At 74.1% G+C, this 19,700-nt stretch carries 20 protein-coding genes and 1 pseudogene; 12 read left to right on the top strand and 9 right to left on the bottom strand.

The window, feature by feature from the left end:
- The first annotated feature begins 37 nt into the window (after positions 1-37).
- Together AWW66_RS17085 and AWW66_RS17080 are read left to right on the top strand one after the other, a co-directional pair.
- The gene (locus AWW66_RS17085) at positions 38-463 is read left to right on the top strand and encodes an Hsp20/alpha crystallin family protein (RefSeq protein ID WP_067367087.1); all 426 of its coding nucleotides are present in this window, start codon (positions 38-40) and stop codon (positions 461-463) included.
- 228 nt (positions 464-691) lie between these two features.
- Positions 692-1,687, top strand: coding sequence for a tyrosine-type recombinase/integrase (locus tag AWW66_RS17080; protein ID WP_067367085.1), 996 nt, complete (start codon positions 692-694; stop codon positions 1,685-1,687).
- Positions 1,688-1,720: 33 nt separating this feature from the next.
- On the opposite strand, the gene AWW66_RS17075 is transcribed toward AWW66_RS17080, so the two are convergent.
- From AWW66_RS17075 to AWW66_RS17065, 3 genes are all read right to left on the bottom strand, one after another.
- On the bottom strand, positions 1,721-2,191 hold the full coding sequence (locus AWW66_RS17075) for a DUF6194 family protein (RefSeq protein ID WP_067367083.1): 471 nt from the start codon (positions 2,189-2,191) through the stop codon (positions 1,721-1,723).
- A 99-nt stretch (positions 2,192-2,290) separates the two neighbouring features.
- Positions 2,291-3,997 (bottom strand): acyl-CoA dehydrogenase family protein, encoded by a 1,707-nt coding sequence (locus AWW66_RS17070; RefSeq protein WP_067367080.1) that lies wholly within the window; start codon positions 3,995-3,997, stop codon positions 2,291-2,293.
- A 104-nt stretch (positions 3,998-4,101) separates the two neighbouring features.
- Positions 4,102-4,530: a hypothetical protein gene (locus tag AWW66_RS17065; RefSeq protein ID WP_067367077.1), complete on the bottom strand. Its 429-nt coding sequence runs from the start codon at positions 4,528-4,530 to the stop codon at positions 4,102-4,104.
- Positions 4,531-4,904: 374 nt separating this feature from the next.
- Between AWW66_RS17065 and AWW66_RS17060 the strand changes: the two genes are divergently transcribed.
- Positions 4,905-5,360, top strand: coding sequence for an Rv0361 family membrane protein (locus tag AWW66_RS17060; protein ID WP_067367074.1), 456 nt, complete (start codon positions 4,905-4,907; stop codon positions 5,358-5,360).
- Positions 5,361-5,467: 107 nt separating this feature from the next.
- Here AWW66_RS17060 and AWW66_RS17055 read toward each other — a convergent pair whose 3' ends face one another.
- Genes AWW66_RS17055 through AWW66_RS17045 form a run of 3 tightly spaced genes read right to left on the bottom strand, consistent with a single transcriptional unit; the run spans position 5,468 to position 8,396 of the window.
- Positions 5,468-6,181: a thymidine kinase gene (locus AWW66_RS17055; RefSeq protein WP_067367071.1), complete on the bottom strand. Its 714-nt coding sequence runs from the start codon at positions 6,179-6,181 to the stop codon at positions 5,468-5,470.
- Between the two features lie 46 nt (positions 6,182-6,227).
- Positions 6,228-7,616, bottom strand: coding sequence for an MFS transporter (locus AWW66_RS17050; RefSeq protein ID WP_067367068.1), 1,389 nt, complete (start codon positions 7,614-7,616; stop codon positions 6,228-6,230).
- An 18-nt stretch (positions 7,617-7,634) separates the two neighbouring features.
- Positions 7,635-8,396: a glycerophosphodiester phosphodiesterase family protein gene (locus tag AWW66_RS17045; protein WP_067367065.1), complete on the bottom strand. Its 762-nt coding sequence runs from the start codon at positions 8,394-8,396 to the stop codon at positions 7,635-7,637.
- A 148-nt stretch (positions 8,397-8,544) separates the two neighbouring features.
- On the opposite strand from AWW66_RS17045, the gene AWW66_RS33745 reads away from it, so the two are divergent.
- From AWW66_RS33745 to AWW66_RS17030, 3 genes are read left to right on the top strand one after another with little or no spacing between them, the layout of a single operon-like run.
- Entirely contained in the window at positions 8,545-9,183 is a 639-nt protein-coding gene (locus tag AWW66_RS33745) for a hypothetical protein (protein ID WP_067367059.1), read from the top strand.
- A 5-nt stretch (positions 9,184-9,188) separates the two neighbouring features.
- Complete coding sequence (locus AWW66_RS17035; RefSeq protein ID WP_157527519.1) at positions 9,189-10,856, top strand: hypothetical protein; 1,668 nt, start codon at positions 9,189-9,191, stop codon at positions 10,854-10,856.
- Positions 10,857-10,871: 15 nt separating this feature from the next.
- The gene (locus tag AWW66_RS17030) at positions 10,872-11,240 is read left to right on the top strand and encodes a hypothetical protein (RefSeq protein ID WP_067367056.1); all 369 of its coding nucleotides are present in this window, start codon (positions 10,872-10,874) and stop codon (positions 11,238-11,240) included.
- A gap of 4 nt (positions 11,241-11,244) precedes the next feature.
- Here the strand turns inward: AWW66_RS17030 and AWW66_RS17025 are convergent, their stop codons facing one another.
- Complete coding sequence (locus AWW66_RS17025; RefSeq protein WP_067367053.1) at positions 11,245-12,021, bottom strand: lysophospholipid acyltransferase family protein; 777 nt, start codon at positions 12,019-12,021, stop codon at positions 11,245-11,247.
- Between the two features lie 187 nt (positions 12,022-12,208).
- Between AWW66_RS17025 and AWW66_RS17020 the strand changes: the two genes are divergently transcribed.
- The 3 genes from AWW66_RS17020 (at position 12,209) to AWW66_RS17010 (ending at position 15,164) form a co-directional block, all read left to right on the top strand.
- Positions 12,209-13,624 (top strand): cytochrome ubiquinol oxidase subunit I, encoded by a 1,416-nt coding sequence (locus AWW66_RS17020; protein WP_211271971.1) that lies wholly within the window; start codon positions 12,209-12,211, stop codon positions 13,622-13,624.
- A gap of 15 nt (positions 13,625-13,639) precedes the next feature.
- The gene (cydB, locus tag AWW66_RS17015) at positions 13,640-14,638 is read left to right on the top strand and encodes a cytochrome d ubiquinol oxidase subunit II (RefSeq protein ID WP_067367049.1); all 999 of its coding nucleotides are present in this window, start codon (positions 13,640-13,642) and stop codon (positions 14,636-14,638) included.
- A gap of 61 nt (positions 14,639-14,699) precedes the next feature.
- A complete protein-coding gene (locus tag AWW66_RS17010; RefSeq protein ID WP_067367047.1) occupies positions 14,700-15,164 on the top strand; it encodes an OsmC family protein in 465 nt (154 codons plus the stop codon).
- A 71-nt stretch (positions 15,165-15,235) separates the two neighbouring features.
- Here AWW66_RS17010 and AWW66_RS17005 read toward each other — a convergent pair whose 3' ends face one another.
- Positions 15,236-15,931 (bottom strand): hypothetical protein, encoded by a 696-nt coding sequence (locus AWW66_RS17005; RefSeq protein WP_067367044.1) that lies wholly within the window; start codon positions 15,929-15,931, stop codon positions 15,236-15,238.
- 73 nt (positions 15,932-16,004) lie between these two features.
- Positions 16,005-16,466, bottom strand: a complete 462-nt coding sequence (locus AWW66_RS17000; protein WP_067367042.1) for a peroxiredoxin — start codon at positions 16,464-16,466, stop codon at positions 16,005-16,007.
- A gap of 139 nt (positions 16,467-16,605) precedes the next feature.
- Between AWW66_RS17000 and AWW66_RS16995 the strand changes: the two genes are divergently transcribed.
- The 3 genes and pseudogenes from AWW66_RS16995 to AWW66_RS16990 all read left to right on the top strand — a co-directional run bounded on the left by AWW66_RS16995 (position 16,606) and on the right by AWW66_RS16990 (position 19,576).
- Positions 16,606-17,334: an SDR family NAD(P)-dependent oxidoreductase gene (locus AWW66_RS16995; RefSeq protein ID WP_067367039.1), complete on the top strand. Its 729-nt coding sequence runs from the start codon at positions 16,606-16,608 to the stop codon at positions 17,332-17,334.
- Positions 17,335-17,656: 322 nt separating this feature from the next.
- Positions 17,657-17,776 (top strand): annotated as a pseudogene (locus AWW66_RS35385) (adenylyltransferase/cytidyltransferase family protein); the annotation flags it as partial.
- Between the two features lie 795 nt (positions 17,777-18,571).
- Positions 18,572-19,576 (top strand): tyrosine-type recombinase/integrase, encoded by a 1,005-nt coding sequence (locus AWW66_RS16990; protein ID WP_067367036.1) that lies wholly within the window; start codon positions 18,572-18,574, stop codon positions 19,574-19,576.
- The last annotated feature ends 124 nt before the right edge of the window (positions 19,577-19,700 follow it).

Below are 19,700 nucleotides of genomic sequence, written 5' to 3'. Positions count from 1 at the left end.
CGACACCTTCGGCCAGGAGAACCGAGGAGGACCTGTCATGTTGATGCGCACCGACCCGTTCCGCGAGATCGACCGGATCGCCGAGCAGTTCTTCGGCACCACCGCCCGGCCGGCGGTCATGCACCTGGACGCCTACCGCGACGGCGACCACTTCTACGCCGTGTTCGACCTGCCGGGCGTCGACCCGGACAGCATCGACTGCACGGTCGAGCGCAACGTGCTGACCGTTCGCGCCGAGCGGCGCCGGCCGGCCGGCGACAGTGTCGAGCTGGTCGCCGCCGAACGCCCGATGGGCACCTTCACCCGGCAGCTGTTCCTCGGCGACACCCTCGACACCGACCGGCTGGAAGCCGGCTACGACAACGGCGTGTTGACGCTGCGCATCCCGGTGGCGGAGCGGGCGAAGCCGCGCCGGGTGGCGATCAGCGCCAACGGCGCCGGCCCCCGGCAGATCAACGCCTGAGCGCCCGGGGCCGGCGTCCGCGCCCCACCGCAGCCGGCGCCGCCCGGACCGGCATCCGCGCGGGGACGTCCGATGCGTCCCCGCGCGGATCCGGTCGCCGGCCCCGGCGGGACTCGGTACCCGCCCCGGCGCCGAGACCGGTGCGGGCCGATCGCCCACGGGGCGGTGGTGGACGCGGTTCGGCGTGCCGCGTCGCCGCACCCCGGGAAGGCTGACAAGATCTTTCACATGCTGCCCTCGGGTGTTCCGGCGCGCTCCTCGACCCGCCTCGCCCTGCGCGACGGCGGCCCGACCGACTTCACCGAGGCGTGGCTGCGCAACCGGCGGCTGTCCGAACACACCCGCGACGCGTACCGGCGCGACGTCGCCAGTTGGCTCACCTGGTGCGCCGCCCGGGGCCTGGACCCGCTGCGCGCCACCTTCCTCGACGTCAACGACTACGGCCGGGACCTGGAGTCCACCGTGGGCGCGCGCAGCGGCCGGCCGTTGACCCCGGCCACCGTGGCCCGCCGCCTGTCCGCCCTGTCCAGTTGGTACGACTTCCTGGTCAAGCTGCGGGCGGTCGACGCCAACCCGGTGGCCGACGCCGACCGGCCCCGCATCGACCGGGACCACTCGACCACCATCGGCCTCACCCCGGAGGAGGTCGACCGGCTGCTCGCCGCCGCCGACACCGACACCGGGCCGACGGCGGACCGCAACCGGGCCGCGATCGCCCTGCTGGCCGACCTGGGTCTGCGGGTCGGGGAACTGGTCTCCCTGGACCTGGCCGACCTGGGCGCCGAACGCGGTCACCGCAGCATCCGCTTCGTCGGCAAGGGCGGCCGGGCCCGCCGCCGCGCGCTCACCCCCGGCACCGCGTACGCCGTGGACGCCTACCTGGCCGCCCGCGCCGCCGCCCAGGGGGTACCGGTGACCGACCTGACCGGGCCGCTGCTGGTCACCGCCAGCGGCAACCGGCTGGACCGGCACTCGGTGTTCCGGATGGTCCGTCGCCTCGCCCAGGCCGCCGGGCTGCCCGCCTGGGCGAAACTGTCCCCGCACTCGCTGCGGCACGCCTTCGCCACCACCGCCCGCGCCGAGGGGGTGCCGCTGGAGGACGTGCAGGACGCCATGGGTCACGCCGACCCGCGCACCACCCGCCGCTACGACCGGGACCGGCACAACCTGGACCGCGACCCGGCGTACGTCATCTGGGCGGCGCGGGCCCGCCGCCGCGCCTGACCGGCGGACCCGGTGCCGCCGGGGCGGTCGGGGTCAGCGCGGCTGGCGCTCGCCCCGGGCCCGGTGGTTGGCGTGCCGGCGGACGGCGAACCCGTACGCCTCGGCCAGCAGGTCCCGGACGGTGGGCCAGGTCGCGTCGGGGTTCACCACGCACACCCAGTGCTGGCCGGCGTAGACCGGGTGCGGCACGATCCGGTCCGGCACGGTCGCGTCGGGTCCCGTCGCCGGCAGCCCGGCCGCGTCCCGGCGGGTGGGCACCGGACCGAACAGCCCGGTGTACCCGGCCCGGGTCAGCCCGACGTTGAGCCGGTACCGGCCGGGCGCGTCCAGCCGGGAGGCGCTGTCGTACCGGTCGGTGGTGACGATCGTCGCGAACGGCTGCTGCCGTTGCGGCGGCAGGTCGCCGTCCGGGTCGTACAGGAAGAAGGTGTCCCCGGCGGCCTCGACGGCCCGTACCCCGGCGAAGGTGTCGCCCACGTACCGGCTGATCTCGCTGATCTCCATGCCTTCAATTTTCTCATTGACCTGCTTTGTGAGACTTTTTCCGCCCGGATCGGACGGCACACGGGCTCAACCCTCAACTCGGGATGACGGCACCCCCGGTCAGGCGAGCAGGTCCAGGTGGTGGTGGGCGTCGGCGGCGACGTCCTCGTGGCGCAGCCACCGGCGCACCCACAGCCGGGCGGCCACCTCCGCCGCCTGGTCACCCCACACCGCGTGCTCCACCAGCAGGGCGGCCGTCAGCGCGGACGCCATCCGCAGGGCCAACCCCCGCGCCCCGGCCACCACCGCCACCGCCTGCGGGTCGGCGGTGACCTCCGCCAGCGTGCCGGTCAACTCACCGACCACCGCCGCCAGGGTGTCGGCGAGGGCGGGGGAGAGCGGCCGGGCCAGGTCCACGGCGGCGGCCAGCCGGCGCAGCAACGGCCCACCGGCGTCCTCCCGGGACACCGCCCGCAGCACGTCCAGCGCCAGCACGTTGGTGGTGCCCTCCCAGATCGGCAGCACCTGGGCGTCGCGCAGCAGCCGGGGCACCCCGGTGTCCTCGACGTACCCGGCCCCGCCGAACGCCTCCACGTACTCGGCGGCGCTGGCCACCGCCCACCGGCCGGTGGCGAGCTTCGCCAGCGGCGCGACCACCCGCAGCTCGGCGACGGCGTCCGGGTCGGCGCCCACCTCCGCCCGGCCCAGCAGCGCGAACGCGTGCCCGGCCAGGACGAACGCGCCGGCCGCGTCGACCGCCAGGGCCCCCAGGGTGGCCCGGTGCAGCGGGTTGTCGGCCAGCCGCCCGCCGGCGACCTGCCGGGCGGCGGCGAACGCCCGCGCGTACGCCAGGCCCCGGCGCATGCCGCTGGCGGCGGCGTTGGCGTTGTGCACCCGGGTCACCACCACCAGGGTCATCGCCCGCGCCAGGCCGGGCTGGCCCGGGTCGCCCAGCGGCACCGCGTACGCCTCCCGCAGGCCGATCTCGGCGGTGGGCAGCGCCCGGGTGCCGAGCTTGTCCTTCAGCCGGTGCACGGTCACCCCGGGCGCCGGCGCGTCCGCCGGCGCACCGGCCGCGGCCAGCGGCGAGTCGGCGGCGTACCGGGGCACCAGGAACGGCGCGAGGACCCGGCTACCCCGCCCCGCGCCGACCGGTCGGGCCAGCGCCACCGCCATCGGCGCGTCGGCGGCCGAGCAGAACCACTTCTCCCCGGTCAGCCGCCACGAGCCGTCCCCGACGTCGCGGGCGGTGGTGGTCGACCGGGCCAGGTCCGAGCCGCCCTGCGACTCGGTCATCCACTGTCCCGACACCACCGCCGTGGCCGGGTCGGTGGCGACCAGCCGGGGCAGCCACCGGTCCCGTACCGCCGGGTCGACCTCGGGGCGGGCCAGCAGCGCGGCGGCCCCGTCGGCCATCGCCACCGGGCAGGAGAAGGTCGCCGACTCCGGCGCGTACAGGTGCAGCAGGGCGTGCTGCACCACCCGCGCCGCCGCGCCCCAGGTGGCCCGCGCCCCGTCCAGGTACGGCAGGGCCACCACGGCGTGCCGGGCGGCGGCGGCCCGCTGGGCCTGCCAGCCGGCGGCGGTGTCGATCCGGTCGACCCGGGCGCCCCACGGGTCGTACCGCACCAACGTCGGCGGGTGCGCCTCGGCGTCGGCGTGCGCGGCGCGCAGCGGCCCCACCACGTCGGCGGCCAGGTCGGCCAGGCGGTCCGTGGCGGCGGCGTGCCCGGCCGGGCCGAGCTGCCGCTCCAGCCAGGACCGCAGCCACCCGTCCGAGGTGTACGGATCGTCGGGGACCGGGACCGGCTGCACGTAGCGGGTCATCGTCACGCTCCTGAGGTGTAAGGAAGGGCCCCCTGTTAACGCATACGGTAGAGCGGGGTACCCCTCTCACACCCACCCGAAGCGGGCCGGGCGGCGGCGGGCGGTCAGACGGCGTCGATGAGGCTCACCCCTGCCTGCCCACCGAGGCAATCCGTGGGCACCTCGGGCCCGCCCCAGAGCGGCACGTCCTGGTAGCCGCCGGCCGCCGTGAACGTGTCGCCGACCCGGATCTCCTTCTTCTCCGGCGTCAGCACCCCGACCTCACCGTCGGCGAGCACATCGGTGCCGTGCGGCCAGACGAGCAGACTGACGTGACCCCGTTCGCTGCGTATGGCGAGACACCCACCGTCGTTGACCACCAGCTCACCGACGAATTCGGCAAGCAGAACGATCTCCCGTGGCGGTGCCACCAGGGTGCGTACCCCGTCGCGGTCGAGGAGCCGGCCGCCGCTGGTCGGGCTCGGCGCCACCGGAACACCGGCCGGCGGCTCACCGCACCCGGCCACCCCGGCGACGGCCAGAACCACGGCCACCGTGACCGCCCCGCGACACCACCAGGGGCCAGCCGCCGTCCGCCCCGGCACCCCGGACCGGCGTCGACCAGACATGCAGTCCCCGAACCCACCATCAGACACCCGGGTTCCGGACCCGCCCACCGACCTGTGCATGCCCTGTCCAACGAGACCGACGGCTATCCGAACACTGGTGCCGACCGACCGCACGGCAAGAGCGCTGCCCGCGCGCCCGCGATCGTGGAGTAGCGGCCCCGGCATAGGGAACATGTGCCACATTGCCCAGGCCCCAAGTGCAAGATCGCGACTGGGGCGGGGCGAGGTGGGGAGCAGACAGCGGAGCGGGGGCGCAAGTCGCTGCGGTGGGGTGGGCGGGTTCTCTACGGTCGGTAGGCGTGGGGGGTGAGCGGTGGGAGCGTCCGGCCCGGCCGGGGCGTCCGGTGCGGGCCGGGCTGGTGCTGGCCGGGTGCGCGGTGGCGCTGTGCTGCGTCGGGGTGTCCGGCCTGGGCCTGTGGAACGTACAGGTGATCTGGCGGGCCGACGGGCCGGTCCGGGACACCGCCGACGGGTTCCTCCGGGAGCTGACCGCCGGGAACACCGACGCCGCGTACGACCGGCTCTGCGCGGACACCCGGACCCGGTGGAGCCGGATCGGCTTCGACCGGTGGGTACGCACCCCACCGGAGGTGACCGGCTACCGGGTGGTCGACGTGTCGGTGAGCACCCGCGACGGGCGCCCGCGCGGCACGGTGACCGCCCGGCTGGACCGGGCCAGCGGCGTCGCCGAGGAACGCCGGCTGTCGGTGGTCCGCGACGGCGACGGCTGGCGGGTCTGCGGCGACCCCTACTGACCCGGCGCAAGGAAAAGCCGGCCGAGGGGAAGGCACCCCGTGCCGACCCGGCGCGAAGCAGAGACCGGCCGAGCGACAAGGCCGGCTGCGGGGACGGCGGGTCGGGGTCAGCGGTCGCCGAGGTCGCCGGTGCGGTGGTGCCGGCGGCACAGCACCTGGTAGCGGACCCGGGCGGTGTCCACCGTGTCGCCGATGACCACCTGCTCGCCCTCGCGGACCACCCGCCCGTCGACCACCCGGGCGTTGAGCAACCCCTCCCGGCCGCACCAGCACAGCACCTCGACCTGGATGCGGGCCACCTCGTCGGCCAGCTCGAACAGCCGCCGCGCGGCCGGGAACAGCTGGGACCGGAAGTCGGTGGCCAGACCGAAGGCGTACACGTCGACGTCGTGCCGGTCGACCAGTTCGGCCATCTGCTCGACGTGCTCGACGCCGTAGAAGCTGGCCTCGTCGCAGATGAGGTAGTCCACCCGTACCCCGTCGTCGCGCGCGTCTCGCACCAGCGCGCGCAGGTCCAGGTCGTCGGTGACCTCGATGGCGGTGTGGGCCAGCCCGATGCGGGTGGTGACCTGCGGGCCCATCGACCGGTCGATGCGGGTGGTGACCAGGCCCCGGCGGCCCTGCCGGGCGTGGTTGTAGTTCATCTGCAACGCCATCGTGGACTTGCCGCAGTCCATCGGCCCCCAGAAGAACTTCAACGCCGCGGCGTGCAACGGCCGCCCGTCGACCCCGCGCGCCACGGCGCAGGCGGCGGAGTCGACATCCGGGGCGGACAGCGGGCGGGCCAGGCAGAGCGGGGCGGCGGTGGCGTCGTCGGTCACGGCAGGGCAGCCTAGCCGATCGACGCCCCCGGATCGGTCCGCAGCGTTACAGCACCCGGGGCGGGGTGTTGCCGGCGGCGACGATGGCCCGGCGGATCGGCACGGCGGCCAGCAGCGCGAACCCGACCACGAAGAAGATCAGCAGGGAGACCAGGCCCACCCGGTAGGAGTTGGTGAGCTGGAACACCAGACCGAAGGCGAGCGGGCCGAGCCAACTGGTGCCCTTGTCGCTGATCTCGTAGAAGCCGTAGTACTCGCCCTCCTTGCCCTCGGGGATGAGCTGGCTGAACAGCGACCGGCTCAGCGCCTGGCTGCCGCCGAGCACCAGACCGATCATCGCCCCGAGGATCATGAACGGCACCGGCGCCTCGGCGGGCAGCCAGAACGCGGCGAGGATCACGCCGGTCCACAGCACCAGGCTGAGCAGGACGGTCTTCCACGCGCCGATCCGCTTGGCCAGCGCGCCGAGCAGCAGCGCCCCGCCGAAGGCGAGGAACTGCACCAGCAGGATCGTCACGATCAGGGTGCCCTGCTCCAGCTTCAGCTCCTCGGTGCCGTACTGGCTGGCCAGCGCGATGACCGTCTGAATGCCGTCGTTGTAGACCAGGAACGCCAGCAGGAAGAACAGGGTCAACGGGTACGCCCGGATCTGGCGCAGGGTCCGGCCGAGCTGCCGGAACCCGTCGACGAGCACGCTGCCACCGTGGGCGGCGGTCGCCTCGGCGGTGGGGCGTTCCCGCAGCCAGCGCAGCGGGACCAGGGTGAACAGCGCCCACCACACCCCGGCCGACACGATCGAGGCGCGGGCCAGGTCCAGGGTGCGCTGCCCGTCGCCGTCGCGGCTGAACATCATCACCACGACCAGGTTCAGCGCCAGCAGCAGCCCACCACCGAGGTACCCGAGGGCCCAGCCCCGGCTGGAGATGCCGTCGCGGTCGTCGGGCCCGCCCAACTGGGGCAGGAACGAGTTGTAGACCACCACCCCGGCGCCGAACGCGATGTTGGCGACCATGAACAGGGCCCCGCCGAGCAGGTACCGGTCCCCGGTGACGAAGACCATGCCGATGGTGGCGCCGGCCCCGACGAACGCGGCGACGGCCAGCAGCCGCTTCTTGTGCGCCGACCGGTCGGCGATCGCCCCGACGACCGGCAGCACGAAGACGGTGAGGAACACCGACGCCGACACCAGGTACGGGAAGTACGACCCGGCGGCGACCGTGATGCCCAGCGGGTACACGTACCCGGTGCAGTCGTCGGCGCCGAGGTCGCAACCGGCGGCGAGCTTCGCGACGCTGGTCAGGAACGGGCCGAGGAACACGGTCAGCACGGTCGTCGAGAAGGCCGACATGGCCCAGTCGTAGAAGTACCAGCCGGTGCGCTCGCGGCGGGTGCTGCCCGGTGCGGTCCGGGGGGTGGGGGTGACCGTCTCGGCCAATGGGGGGTCCTCGGGTTGTCAGGCGGCCCAGTGGCCGCGACTGTGGTAGACGTCGCGCAGCACGCCGACGTGATCGGTCATGATGCCATCCACCCCGAGATCAAGTAAGTCGTGCATCTCGGTGGGTTCGTCGATCGTCCAGACGTGCACCTGGAGGCCGTGCCGGTGGGCGTGGGCGAGGAACCGGCGGTCGAGCACCCGGACCCGGCCGTAGCGCACCGGCACCTGCGCGGCCACCACCGACGGGGGCAGCCGCAGCCGGCGGCCGGCCAGCGAGGCCAGGCGCAGCGCGGCGACCCCCCGCATGCCCAGCCCGGTGGCGATCCGCCCGCCGGTGAGCGTGCGCAGCCGACCCAGCCGGGCGTCGCTGAACGAGGCGAGCAGCACCCGGTCGCCGGCGCCGGTGCGCGCGACGGCGGCGACGGTGGGCTCGACCCCGCCGTCGGCCTTGACGTCGACGTTGAACCGCACCTGCGGCCAGGCGGCGAGCACCTCGTCGAGGCGGGGGACCAGGGCCGCCCCGCCGACCCGGACCGACGCCAGGTCGGCCAGGCGCAGGTCGGCGATGCGCCCGGCCTCGCCGGTGACCCGGCGCAGGGTGGCGTCGTGGAAGACCACGGCGACGCCGTCGGCGGTGGCGTGCACGTCGGTCTCGACGTACCGGTAGCCGAGGTCGACGGCGCGGGTGAACGCGGCGACGGTGTTCTCGTCGCCGGCGGCGGCGCCGCCCCGGTGGGCGAACGCCAGCGGTGCGGGCGCGTCGAGGTACGCACGGGGCACGCCGGCAGTATCCCCGCCGCCGGTGACCGGCCGGTGACCGGGGCGTGACCCCCTGGTCAGCACCGCCTCGGACACCCGACGGGCCCGCACGGTTCGGATACCCGACAGAGACGGTAGCCACCCCGGTGCCGACGGTGACGATGGGGACATGAACCCGCCGCATGGCCGGGGCCGTACCGACGCCCCGCTACTGCTACGGCCCCTGGACCCGCTGCCGCCCCGCCCGATTCCACCGCCCGCCCGGCCGTCCGGGCTGCCCGGCACCGCCCGGTACCTGCTGTGGGGTGTGCTGGCCGTCGGCAACCCGTGGGCGGCCGAGACGCTGTACCAGGCGCACGTCGACCTGGCGGGGGTCCACCTGCCGCCCACCGACGGCTATCTGGCTCCGTTGCTGGTCGTGGTCACCGCCGTGCTGGTGGGGCTGGCCTGGCCGGCGTGGGACCCCCAGCCGCCACCCGACCCGGCCGGGTACTGGCTCGCGGAGAACCTGCGGACGCTGGTGTTCCTGGCCGTCACGGTGTGGCTGCTGCGTCGGCTGGCCGCCGCCGGACCCGTACCGCCGGGCCCGTGGCGGACGTTGGCCATGTTCGCCGTCCCGCTGGCCGGGGCGGCGGCGGGCGCCCTCGGCGGCGCGGCCGTCCAGGTCGGCCTCGGTGAACCGGCCGTGACCGGGCGGGCCCTGCTGCAGGCGACGCTGTCGTTCTCCTCGGGTGGGCTGCTCTGCGCGGTGCTGGCCGGGACGCTGCTGGCCTTCGTCGTGGCCCGGTCCACCCGGCCGCAGGGGTGACCCGCGTGCCGCACCAGGCAGACCCGCCCGCGCCGGAACACACCAGCCCCGCGCCGGGCAGCGAGGCGACCCGCTACCTGTGCGCCGCCGCGCACACCGACCCGACGTTCACCCGACGGACGCTGGCCGAGATCTTCGACGACGACCTGCGGGCGGTGGCCCCGTCGGTCGGGTTCGACCTGCCCACGGTGCTGCGGCACTGCCTGTGGGCCCGCCGGCGACGCCGCGCCCGCGACGCCTGGCTGCTGCTGACCGGGGGCGCCGCCCTGCTGATCTCCCCGCTGTGGACGGTGCTGGCCGGGCTGGCCATGCTGGTCGCCGGGGCGCTGACCCCCCACCGGGACACCCGGACCGGCCTGGCCCGGGCGCTGCTGGGGCTGGTCGGCGGGGCGCTGGCGGCGGTGCTGTTGCTGGGACAGTTGCGCCAGGTGGCCGCCACCGACGAGCCGGGCTCCCTGGCGGCCTGGCTGGTCGGCCGCCCGCTGCTGGCCCTGCCCTTCGGGGTGGCCGCCTACCTGGTCCTGGTGCTGCACCTGCTGGGTACCCGGTGGCTGCTGGCCACCCGCCTGCGCCGGGGCCGGGTGCAGCCGCCGGAGCGGCCCGCCACGGGCGAGGGCCGCCACGCCGCCCGGCTGGCCGCCGTCGAGAGCGCCCAGCACGGCAACGTCACCGTCTACCGCGGCTACGACCCCTTCGTCGGGTACGGCGACCCGGTGGCCGGCTGGTCGTTCGCCCTGCCGCTGGTGGCGGCCGAGCCGGTCGTCGGGCTGCCCGCCGGGCCGGCCGCGAGCGTCGCGTTCCCGGTCGTCGACCTCATCGACCACGTCCGCGACCACCTCGCCACGGTGCGTCTGGACCCGGGCGGCTCCGACCTGCCCGGCGGGCTGCTGCTGCAGGACCGGGTCTTCGTGGGTGGTCGGCTGCTCACCGGCGATTCCCGGCTGCTGCCCGACCGGGAGCGCATGCCCCGGCAGCGCTGGTCCGACGAGCAGGTGCGGCAGGTGGCCGAGCAGCCGCGCGGGGCGGCCCGCCACTACCTGTGCGCCCTGGTCCCCTCCTGGGGCGGGGAGGTGGTGGCCGGCACGTTCCTGCACTTCTCCACCGACGGGCGGGTGCTGTACCTGGAGTGCGCACGCACGGTGCTGCAACCACCCCGGCTGGGCTACCACGACGTGGACCGGCTGACCGAGTGGCTGCCGGCCAGCCACCTGGCGCAGGTGTTGTCCACCGGCGGCGCGACCCTGCTGCGGACCGCCGCCGGCGCGCCGGGGCGGCTGCTGGTCGACCTGCTCGACGCGGCCCGCCACGAGCGGCGGCAGAGCCGGCGACGTCGGCTGGCCCGGGAGGACCTCGGGTACGACTACGGCGCCGAGGTCGGGGTGCGGGAGGTGGCCGCCGGCGCCGACTACCACAACTACTTCCAGGTCCTCGACGCCGCCAAGCACCTGAAGGTGGTGGAACGGCACGTGCTGGCCGCCATCGTCGGCTTCCTCGACGCGCGGGGGGTCGACACGACGGAGTTCCGCACCCGGCAGACCACCATCCTCAACCAGGGTGTGATCCAGACCGGCGGGTTGAGCGTCGTCGGCAACCAGGCGGTGGGCACCGGGGCGCGTGCCGAGCAGGCGACGGAGGCCGGGAGCGACGCGCCCCGGCAGCGGCGGGAGAGCTAGGGGAACGGGGGAGACGTGTCCGACAACGGTGCGGTCAACTACGGCGTCCAGCAGTCCGGTGGCGTCAGCCAGGTCGGCAACCAGGCCGTCGGCCCCGGCGCGTACGCGGTCGGCGGCACGCTGTCGTCGACCCCGACGCCCACCGGCGCCGACCTGTCGGCCCTGCTCGGCACGTTGCTGCAGGTGCTGGACCGGCACGCGGCGCAGCTCACGCCGCCGGCGCGGGTCGCCGCCGCCGACCTGCGCGCGGAGCTGGACGCGGGCCGGCCGGCCGAGCCGGCCCGGGTGACCGTCCTGCTGCAGCGGCTGGCCGAGGTGGCCACCCCGGTGGCGCCGGTCGCGGTGGCCGTCACCGAGGTGCTGCGGGCGGTGCAGGGCGGCTGAGCGCTCAGCCGGGCCGGTCGAGCCGGCGGTGCGCGCGGCTGGTGTCCACCGGGCGGGACGGGTCGACGTGGCGGGGCCGGTCGGGCTCGTCGGGGCGCAACGGCACCAGTGTCTCGGTGATCGCGTCGATGATCCGGTCGGTGGCCCGCCGGGCCGCGCCGGCTCCGGCCGGGTCCAGGTCGGCCAGGTGGACCGGGGCGCCGAAGTGCACCCGGATCACCGGGCGGCGCAGCACGGCCCGGACGAGCCCGCCCAGCATCCCCCGGGGCGCCTGGTACGGCAGCACCTCGTGGGAGCCCCACTGGGCGACCGGGACGACCGGGACGCCGCTGGCGAACGCGAGCCGGGCGGTGCCGGTCTTGCCGCGTTCCGGCCACAGGCCGGGGTCCAGCCCGATCCGCCCCTCGGGGTAGACCAGGACGACGGAGTCGGTGGCCGCGATGGCGGCGGCGTCGAGGGCCCGGCCGACGGCGGCGGTGCCCCGGTCCACCCGGATGTGCCCGGCGTGGCGCATGGCCGCGCCGATCACCGGGGCGCGGAACAGCCCGGCGGTGGCCATGATCCGGGGTGCGACGCCCCGGGTCTGGCAGGCGGCGGCGAGCACGATCGGGTCGAACGGGCTGAGGTGGTTGGCCGCGAGGATCAGCGGCCCCCGGCGCAGCGTCCCGGGCACGTCGCCGGTGACCCGCAACCGGGCGACCAGCGCGACGAGGAGGCGGGCGAACAGTTGGGCGACCCGCCAGAGCAGGGGCGGTCGCCAGGGGGAGGGCGGGGTGTCCATCAGCGGTCGATCGTGCCACGCCCGCGCCCGCGCCGGGGGCCGGACGCCCGCTGCGGCGCGTCCGACCGGCCCCCGTGATCAAGGTCATTGGTCCCGGGTCCGTTCGGGACCTCCGTCCCTGCCGCACCATCTACGACGCCGAGTAGTATTTACTACGTCTCGTAGTATGACGACCTGGGGGTTACAGGTGGACGCGTTGGACGTCGCCCGCTGGCAGTTCGGTGTCACCACCGTCTACCACTTTCTCTTCGTCCCACTGACCATCGGACTCTCCGTCCTGGTCGCCATCCTGCAGACCCTCTGGCACCGCACCGGCAACGAGAAGTACCTCAAACTCACCAAGTTCTACGGCAAACTCTTCCTGATCAACTTCGCCATGGGCGTCGTCACCGGCATCGTGCAGGAGTTCCAGTTCGGCATGAACTGGAGCGACTACTCCCGCTTCGTCGGCGACATCTTCGGCGCACCCCTGGCCATCGAGGCCCTGGTCGCCTTCTTCCTCGAATCCACCTTCATCGGCCTGTGGATCTTCGGCTGGGACCGGCTGCCCCGACGCCTGCACCTGGCCAGCATCTGGGCCGCCGCCATCGGCAGCAACCTCAGCGCCTACTTCATCCTCGCCGCCAACTCCTGGATGCAGAACCCGGTCGGCTACCGGATCAACCCCGAGAGCGGACGCGCCGAACTCACCGACTTCGTCGCCGTCCTCACCAACAAGGTCGCCCTGATCACCTTCCCCCACACCATCGCCGGCAGTTTCCTCGTCGCCGGCTCCCTGCTCGTCGCCGTCGCCGTCTGGCACCTCATCCGCCGCCCCGACAGCGCCGACACCCCCGCCTACCGCTTCGCCGCCCGCTTCGGCGCCGTCGTCGCCCTGCTCTCCACCGCCGGGGTGCTGATCACCGGCGACATCCAGGGCAAGATCATGACCGAGGTGCAGCCGATGAAGATGGCCGCCGCCGAGGGCCTCTACACCACCGAGAGCCCCGCCGCCTTCTCCGTGCTCACCGTCGGCAGCCTCGACGGCAGCCGGGAGGTCTTCGCCCTCAAGATCCCGTACCTGCTGTCCTTCCTCGGCACCGGCGACCCGAACGGCACCGTCCAGGGCATCAACGACCTCCAGGCCCAGTACGCCACCCAGTACGGCCCCGGCAACTACGCCCCGATCATCCCGGTCACCTACTGGAGCTTCCGCTTCATGATCGGCTTCGGGCTCGCCGCCGCCGCCATCGCCCTCTGGGTGCTCTGGGCCCAACGCAAGGGCCGCACCCCCCGCAGCCGCTGGCTGCTGCGCGCCGCCGTGATCATGCCGATCCTGCCGCTGCTCGCCAACTCCTTCGGCTGGATCTTCACCGAGATGGGCCGCCAGCCCTGGATCGTCTTCGGCGAGATGCTCACCCGCGACGGGGTCTCCCGCAGCGTCAGCCTCGCCGAGGTCCTCACCAGCTTCACCGCCTTCACCCTGATCTACGCCACCCTCGCCGTCGTGGAGGTCAAACTCCTGCTCCGGTACGCCAAAGCCGGCGTACCCGAGATCACCGAACCCGACCAACCCGACGACACCGACGACGACGCCGACCGACCCCTCGCCTTCGCCTACTGACCCCGGAGCCCCACCGTGGACCTCACCACCGTCTGGTTTCTCCTCATCGCCGTGCTCTTCACCGGCTACTTCATCCTCGAAGGCTTCGACTTCGGCGTCGGCATGCTCCTGCCCGTCCTCGGCCGCGACGACCGCGAACGCCGAGTCATGATCAACACCATCGGGCCGGTCTGGGACGGCAACGAAGTCTGGCTCATCACCGCCGGCGGCGCCATGTTCGCCGCCTTCCCCGAGTGGTACGCCACCCTCTTCTCCGGCTTCTACCTGCCCCTGCTGCTCATCCTGCTGGCCCTGATCGCCCGGGGAGTCGCCTTCGAGTACCGCCACAAACGCCCCGAAGCCACCTGGAAACGCCGCTGGGACACCGCCATCATCGTCGGCTCCCTCGTCCCAGCGGTCCTGTGGGGCGTCGCCTTCGCCAACATCCTGCGCGGCGTACCACTGGACGCCGACCACGAGTACGTCGGCGGCCTGCTCGACCTGCTCCACCCGTACGCCCTGCTCGGCGGCGCCACCACCGCCATCCTCTTCGCCACCCACGGCGCGGTCTTCGTCGCCCTCAAGACCGTCGGCGACATCCGCCACCGCGCCCGCGCCCTCGCCGTCCGCCTCGGCGTCGCCGCCGCCGTCCTCGCCGTGACCTTCCTGACCTGGACACTCACCATCCGCTCCAGCGCCGCCGCCGTCGGCCTCGCCGTCGGCGCCGCCCTCGCCCTGGCCGCCGGCCTCGCCGCCGCCCGGGCCCGCCGCGAGGGCTGGGCCTTCACCGGCACCGCCGTGGCCATCGGCCTCGCCGTCGCCACCCTCTTCGCCGCCCTCTTCCCGAACGTCCTGCCCTCCACCGCCGACCCCGCCGGCACCCTCACCGCCACCAACGCCGCGTCCACCGGCTACACCCTGACGATCATGACCTGGGTCGCCGTCCTGTTCACCCCGATCGTCCTGGCCTACCAGGGCTGGACGTACTGGGTCTTCCGCAAGCGCCTCGGCGTCCACCACATCCCGCACCACTGACCACCGGCCGGCGGCGGGCACGGGACCCGCCGCCGGGACACCGGTCACTAGGCTCCCTCCCATGCCACCCGCACACCGGTACGACGCCACCGTCATTTGGACCGGCAACCACGGCACCGGCACCAGCGCCTACCGCGCCTACGGCCGCGACCACGACATCACCACCGACGGCCGCCCCACCATCCCCGGCAGCGCCGACCCCACCTACCGCGGCGACACCGACCGCTGGAACCCCGAACAACTCCTCGTCGCCAGCCTCGCCCAGTGCCACATGCTCTGGTACCTGCACCTCTGCGCCGACGCCGGCGTCACCGTCACCCACTACACCGACCACGCCACCGGCACCATGGCAGCCGTCGACGGCACCACCCGCTTCACCGAGGTCGTCCTGCGGCCCCGGGTCACCGTCGCCGACCCCGCCACCGTCGACACCGCCACCCGGCTGCACGCCGACGCCCACGCCGCCTGCTACATCGCCAACTCGGTCGCCTTCCCCGTCCACCACCGGCCCCACATCACCACCTGACACCACCCGCCCACACGAAACCGGGCCCCGCACCAGCGGGACCCGGACCACACCACACGCACCGACAGGGCTCACCCCGCCTCGCGCAACTCCGCCAACCGCGCCTCGATCTCCGCCAACTCCGCGCGCAGCTTCTCCGCCTGCTGCTCCGCCTCCGACCGCTCCGCCGCCAGGATCTGCTCGACCGCCTCCTGCACCCCGGGCACATCCACCAGCGCCACCATCCGCAGCGCCTCCGCCGGCTTCACCACGTACGGCTTCGCCAACGACTTGCTGCCCTGCTGCGCGGCCACCGTCCACTCGCCCTCGGCGTACGCCAACGTCACCGTCAGCCCCGCCGGCCCCTTCGGCTTCGCCGCCTTCACCGGCCGCCGCGCCGGCTTCGCCTCCGCCGCCTCCACCGTCTCCACCCGCTGCTCCTCCCGCCGCACCGGCGGCCGTTGATCCAACACGAACTCCGGCTCCACCACCGGCTCCGGCTCCACCACCGGCTCCACCTCCGCCTTCGGCTCGGCCACCCGCCGGCCCGCGCCCTTGGGCGCCACCTCCACATCGGTGGGGGAGAAGGGCAACTCGTCGCGCCCGAAACGCACCACGACGAACTCGTCCGACTCCGCCGGATCGGTCAACCCCACCACCTGGCCCACCTGCCCGGCGATCTGCCCCGCCGACGCGGTGAACACCACCCTCGGCTTGCGACCCGCCGCCAACGCCTCCCGGATGCTCTGCACCTCGTCAGTGGACAAACCCCGGCCCGCGGCACCCATCAGCAACCTCTTCCGTACACCTGTCTGAACCCTGCCTTGATACCAGCCGCCTGGGACACCCGGCCCGCCGGGATCAGCCCCCCAACGCCCGCAACGCCCGATCCGCGTGCTCGGTCATGCTCACCTCACTGTGGATCACCGCCAGCACCCGCCGGTCCACCCCGATCACGAACGTCATCCGCCGCGTACTCAACGGCCCCAACGGCACCCGCCGCCGGACCCCGAACCGCCGCGCCACCACCCCGTCCGGGTCCGACAGCAACGGATAGTCGAACCCGTACCGGTCGGCGAACTCCGCCTGCCGCGCCACCGTGTCCCGGCTGATCCCCACCCGGGTCGCGCCCACCGCCGCGAACTCCGCCGCCAGATCCCGGAAGTGACAGCTCTGCGCCGTGCAGCCCCGCGTCAACGCCGCCGGATAGAAGAACAGCACCACCGGCCCCGCCGCCAGGAACTCCGACAGCCGCCGGGGACGCCCCGTCTCGTCCGGCAACTCGAAGTCGTCGACCAGGTCACCGACACCCACACCCGCCACAGGCCCTCCCCACTCGACACCGTCGCGGCGAGCGTATGCCACCGGCCACCACCGGCCGGGTCCCCGGACCACACCCCGCCGCCCGCCCGCCGCGTCGCCACCGATAACGTCGCCGACACCGAGCGGCAGGGGAGGAACCGTGGCACCCGTCACCGTCATCACCGGCGGCAGCCGGGGCATCGGCGCCGCCACCGCCCGCCGCCTCGCCCGCGCCGGCCACCACCTCGCCCTCGGCTACCGCCGCGACCACCTCGCGGCCGACGCCGTCCTGGCCGAGCTGCGCGCCGCCGGCGTCCACGCCGTCGCCGTACCCGCCGACACCCGCGACCCCGACCAGGTCGCCGCCCTCTTCGCCGCCGCCGCCGACCTCGGACCGGTCACCGGCCTGGTCAACAACGCCGGCGTCACCAGCCCGATCGGCCCCTTCACCGAGCTGCGCCCGGACGACCTGCGGGAGGTCGTCGACGTCAACCTCGTCGGCTACGTCCTCTGCGCCCAGCAGGCCGCCCGGCTGATGACCGACGGCGCCGCCATCGTCAACGTCTCCTCCGTCGCCGCCACCCTCGGCAGCCCCGGCGAGTACGTCCACTACGCCGCCGTCAAGGCGGGCACCGACGCCCTCACCGTCGGCCTGGCCAAGGAACTCGCCCCGCGCGGGATCCGGGTCAACGGCGTCGCCCCGGGCATCATCCGCACCGACATCCACGCTCTCTCCGGCCAACCCGACCGGCCCGAACGCGTCGCCGGCCGCATCCCGCTCGGCCGCCCCGGCGAACCCGACGAGGTCGCCGCCGCCATCGCCTGGCTGCTCAGCCCGGACGCCTCCTACACCGCCGGCGCCGTCCTGCGCGTCGGCGGCGGTCTCTGACCCGACACCCCGTCGGCCGACATCGCCACGGTGGCCGGCCCCGCTCCCGCGTTCGCCCCTCGCCACTCGGAGCGGCAGGCGAGGGGAGTGGCAGTCACTCAACGTGACTGAAGAGTAGGAGGCGGCCACCCCGTCGCGGGGCGAGGGTGGCCGCGTGTCAGCCCGGGGGAGAGCGACTGCACCGGGTTGCCCCCGGAGGGCACCGCCGCCGTCGCCTCGTGCCACACCGGGCCGACGGGTGGGCGAACTCGATTTCCTCGGATCGTCGGGTACACCGTGGATGGTCCGCCAGGAGGCGATCGAGCACAGGTAACATGTGTCGATGTTTCCCGATCCTGTCGGTGATCCTCGAAGGTCGTGGGCTGTCTGTCCCGGCACGTTCGATCCCTTCACTGATGGTCATCGGGATCTTGTCGACCGGGCGCGTCGCACGTTCGGACACGTGACGGTTCTGGTCGCGGTCAACGGTGAGAAGCAGCCCACCAAGGCTGGCCATGAACGAGGCGTTGGGCATCACGACCCTCTTCCTGCCGACTCGGCCCGGACTGGCGATGATCTCCTCGACCGTGGTCCGCGCGGCTGCGGCGTAACCGGGCGTCCGGCCTGATTCCAGGAAAAATCGCTGGTCAGAACGGACACCCGCAGTGGCGCCGTGGGCGCCGACACCCCCTCTCAGGGATGATTCGATAATGCACATTATGTCAAGTTGACTGCTGCGGGGACGTCCCCCGCAGGCGGATGAGGCGCTCACCGGTCCCCGCGCCATCGAACGGCTCCGGAGCGGTGCTACAGCTCGGGAGGCCGGCAGGTACCAGCGGACCGCGACAGGCGCCGGTTGACCGCACACCCTGCCCGGGCGGCCCCGGCACCGGCCCCGACCGGGCAGGTAGGGCTCGTGGGTCGACTGCGGGCCGGTCGGCAGGATGCAGGGCGTGCCAGGGCGGCGCGGCTCGGAGTGTCACGCTCCAGCGAACGCAACCCCGGCCGTCACCTGCCTGTGTCGACGGAAAGGCATGTGTTCGCCGGACGAAGACACGGCCCGAGGTTCCACCCCCACCGGTCGATCAGGTCGAGTCGCGGTGGCACCTGGAGTCACGGGCACGGTCGCCCGTCAGCGCGGTCGCCTCCGCACGTCCCGTCGGCGATGTGGTGCCCGGCAGGTCAGGCTCCGGTCCCCCGCCGAGAGGCCAGGGCCGGACCCCTTCCGTCCACATGAGAATCCTGCATAATATCCCTTATGCACGAAATGTCGGAAAACCTGGTCGAGCGGCTCATCGAGGAGTTCCTGACCGCCCGCGCCACCCGGAAACCCTCTCCCCACACCCTGGCGGCGTACCGGCGGGACCTGCGGAGCGTGGCCACGCTGGCCGGGGAGGCGAGCACCCCTCCCCTCCCCCTCGACCGGCTCATGATCGCCGACCTCTCCCCCCGGCTGCTGCGGGCGGCGTTCGCCCGGTTCGCCGCGCCCCGCGCCGCGGCATCGGTGCACCGGGCCTGGTCGAGTTGGAACGCGTTCTTCACCTTCCTGGTGGCGGAGGCCGTGGTGGCCGGCAACCCGATGCCGGCGGTGGGGCGACCCCGCGCCCCGCTCCCCCAGCCCAAGCCGTTGCGGGGCGACGACACCCCCGAGGAGTTGCTGGCGTCGGTGGCGCGGGAGGACGGCCGGCAGCGTGATCCCTGGCCGGAACGGGACGTGGCGGTGCTGGCGTTGGCGCTCTGCGCGGGGCTGCGGCTGTCGGAGTTGCTGGCGTTGCGGGTGTCCTCGGTGACCGGTCGGGCCGGCGAGCGCCGGGTGGAGGTGGCGGGCAAGGGCGGCCGGCCCCGGGTGGTGCCGGTGGAGCCGGAGTTGGACCGGGTGGTGGTGTCCTACCTGGACAGCCGCGCGCGGCGGTTCGGGTCGCGCAGTGTCCGGCCGGATGCGCCGTTGCTGGTGGACCGGCGGGGTGAGCCGTTGCGGCGGGGCGGCCTGCAGTACCTGGTGGACTCCTGTTTCCGGCGGGCGGGTATCGGGGACCGGGTGCCGAGTGGTGCGCGGTTGCACGCGTTGCGGCACACGTTCGCGACGCGGTTGGCCGAGGACGGGGCGAGCGCGGCGGAGATCATGCGGTTGCTGGGGCACGCGTCGTTGGCGTCGTCGCAGACGTACATCGAGGTGACGGCGGGTCAGCAGCGGGCGGCGGTGCGGTCGAACCGGACGCACCGGGTGTTGTCGGGGTTGGTGGGGGCGCCGCCGGCCGGGTAGCCGCCGGGAGTGCGCGCGGGCGGAGGGCCGGGCGTCGACCTTGCCGGGTTGCCCGGCCGGTGGCCGCCACCGGCCCCCGGCGATGGCGTACCCCGGGGTCTCGGTCAGCCGGTGGCGGGGGGGG

This window comes from Micromonospora rosaria, from assembly GCF_001567585.1.
Classification (GTDB): domain Bacteria; phylum Actinomycetota; class Actinomycetes; order Mycobacteriales; family Micromonosporaceae; genus Micromonospora; species Micromonospora rosaria.
The sequence above is the reverse complement of the archived record's forward strand: the minus strand, read 5'-3'. Positions and strand labels throughout refer to the sequence as shown.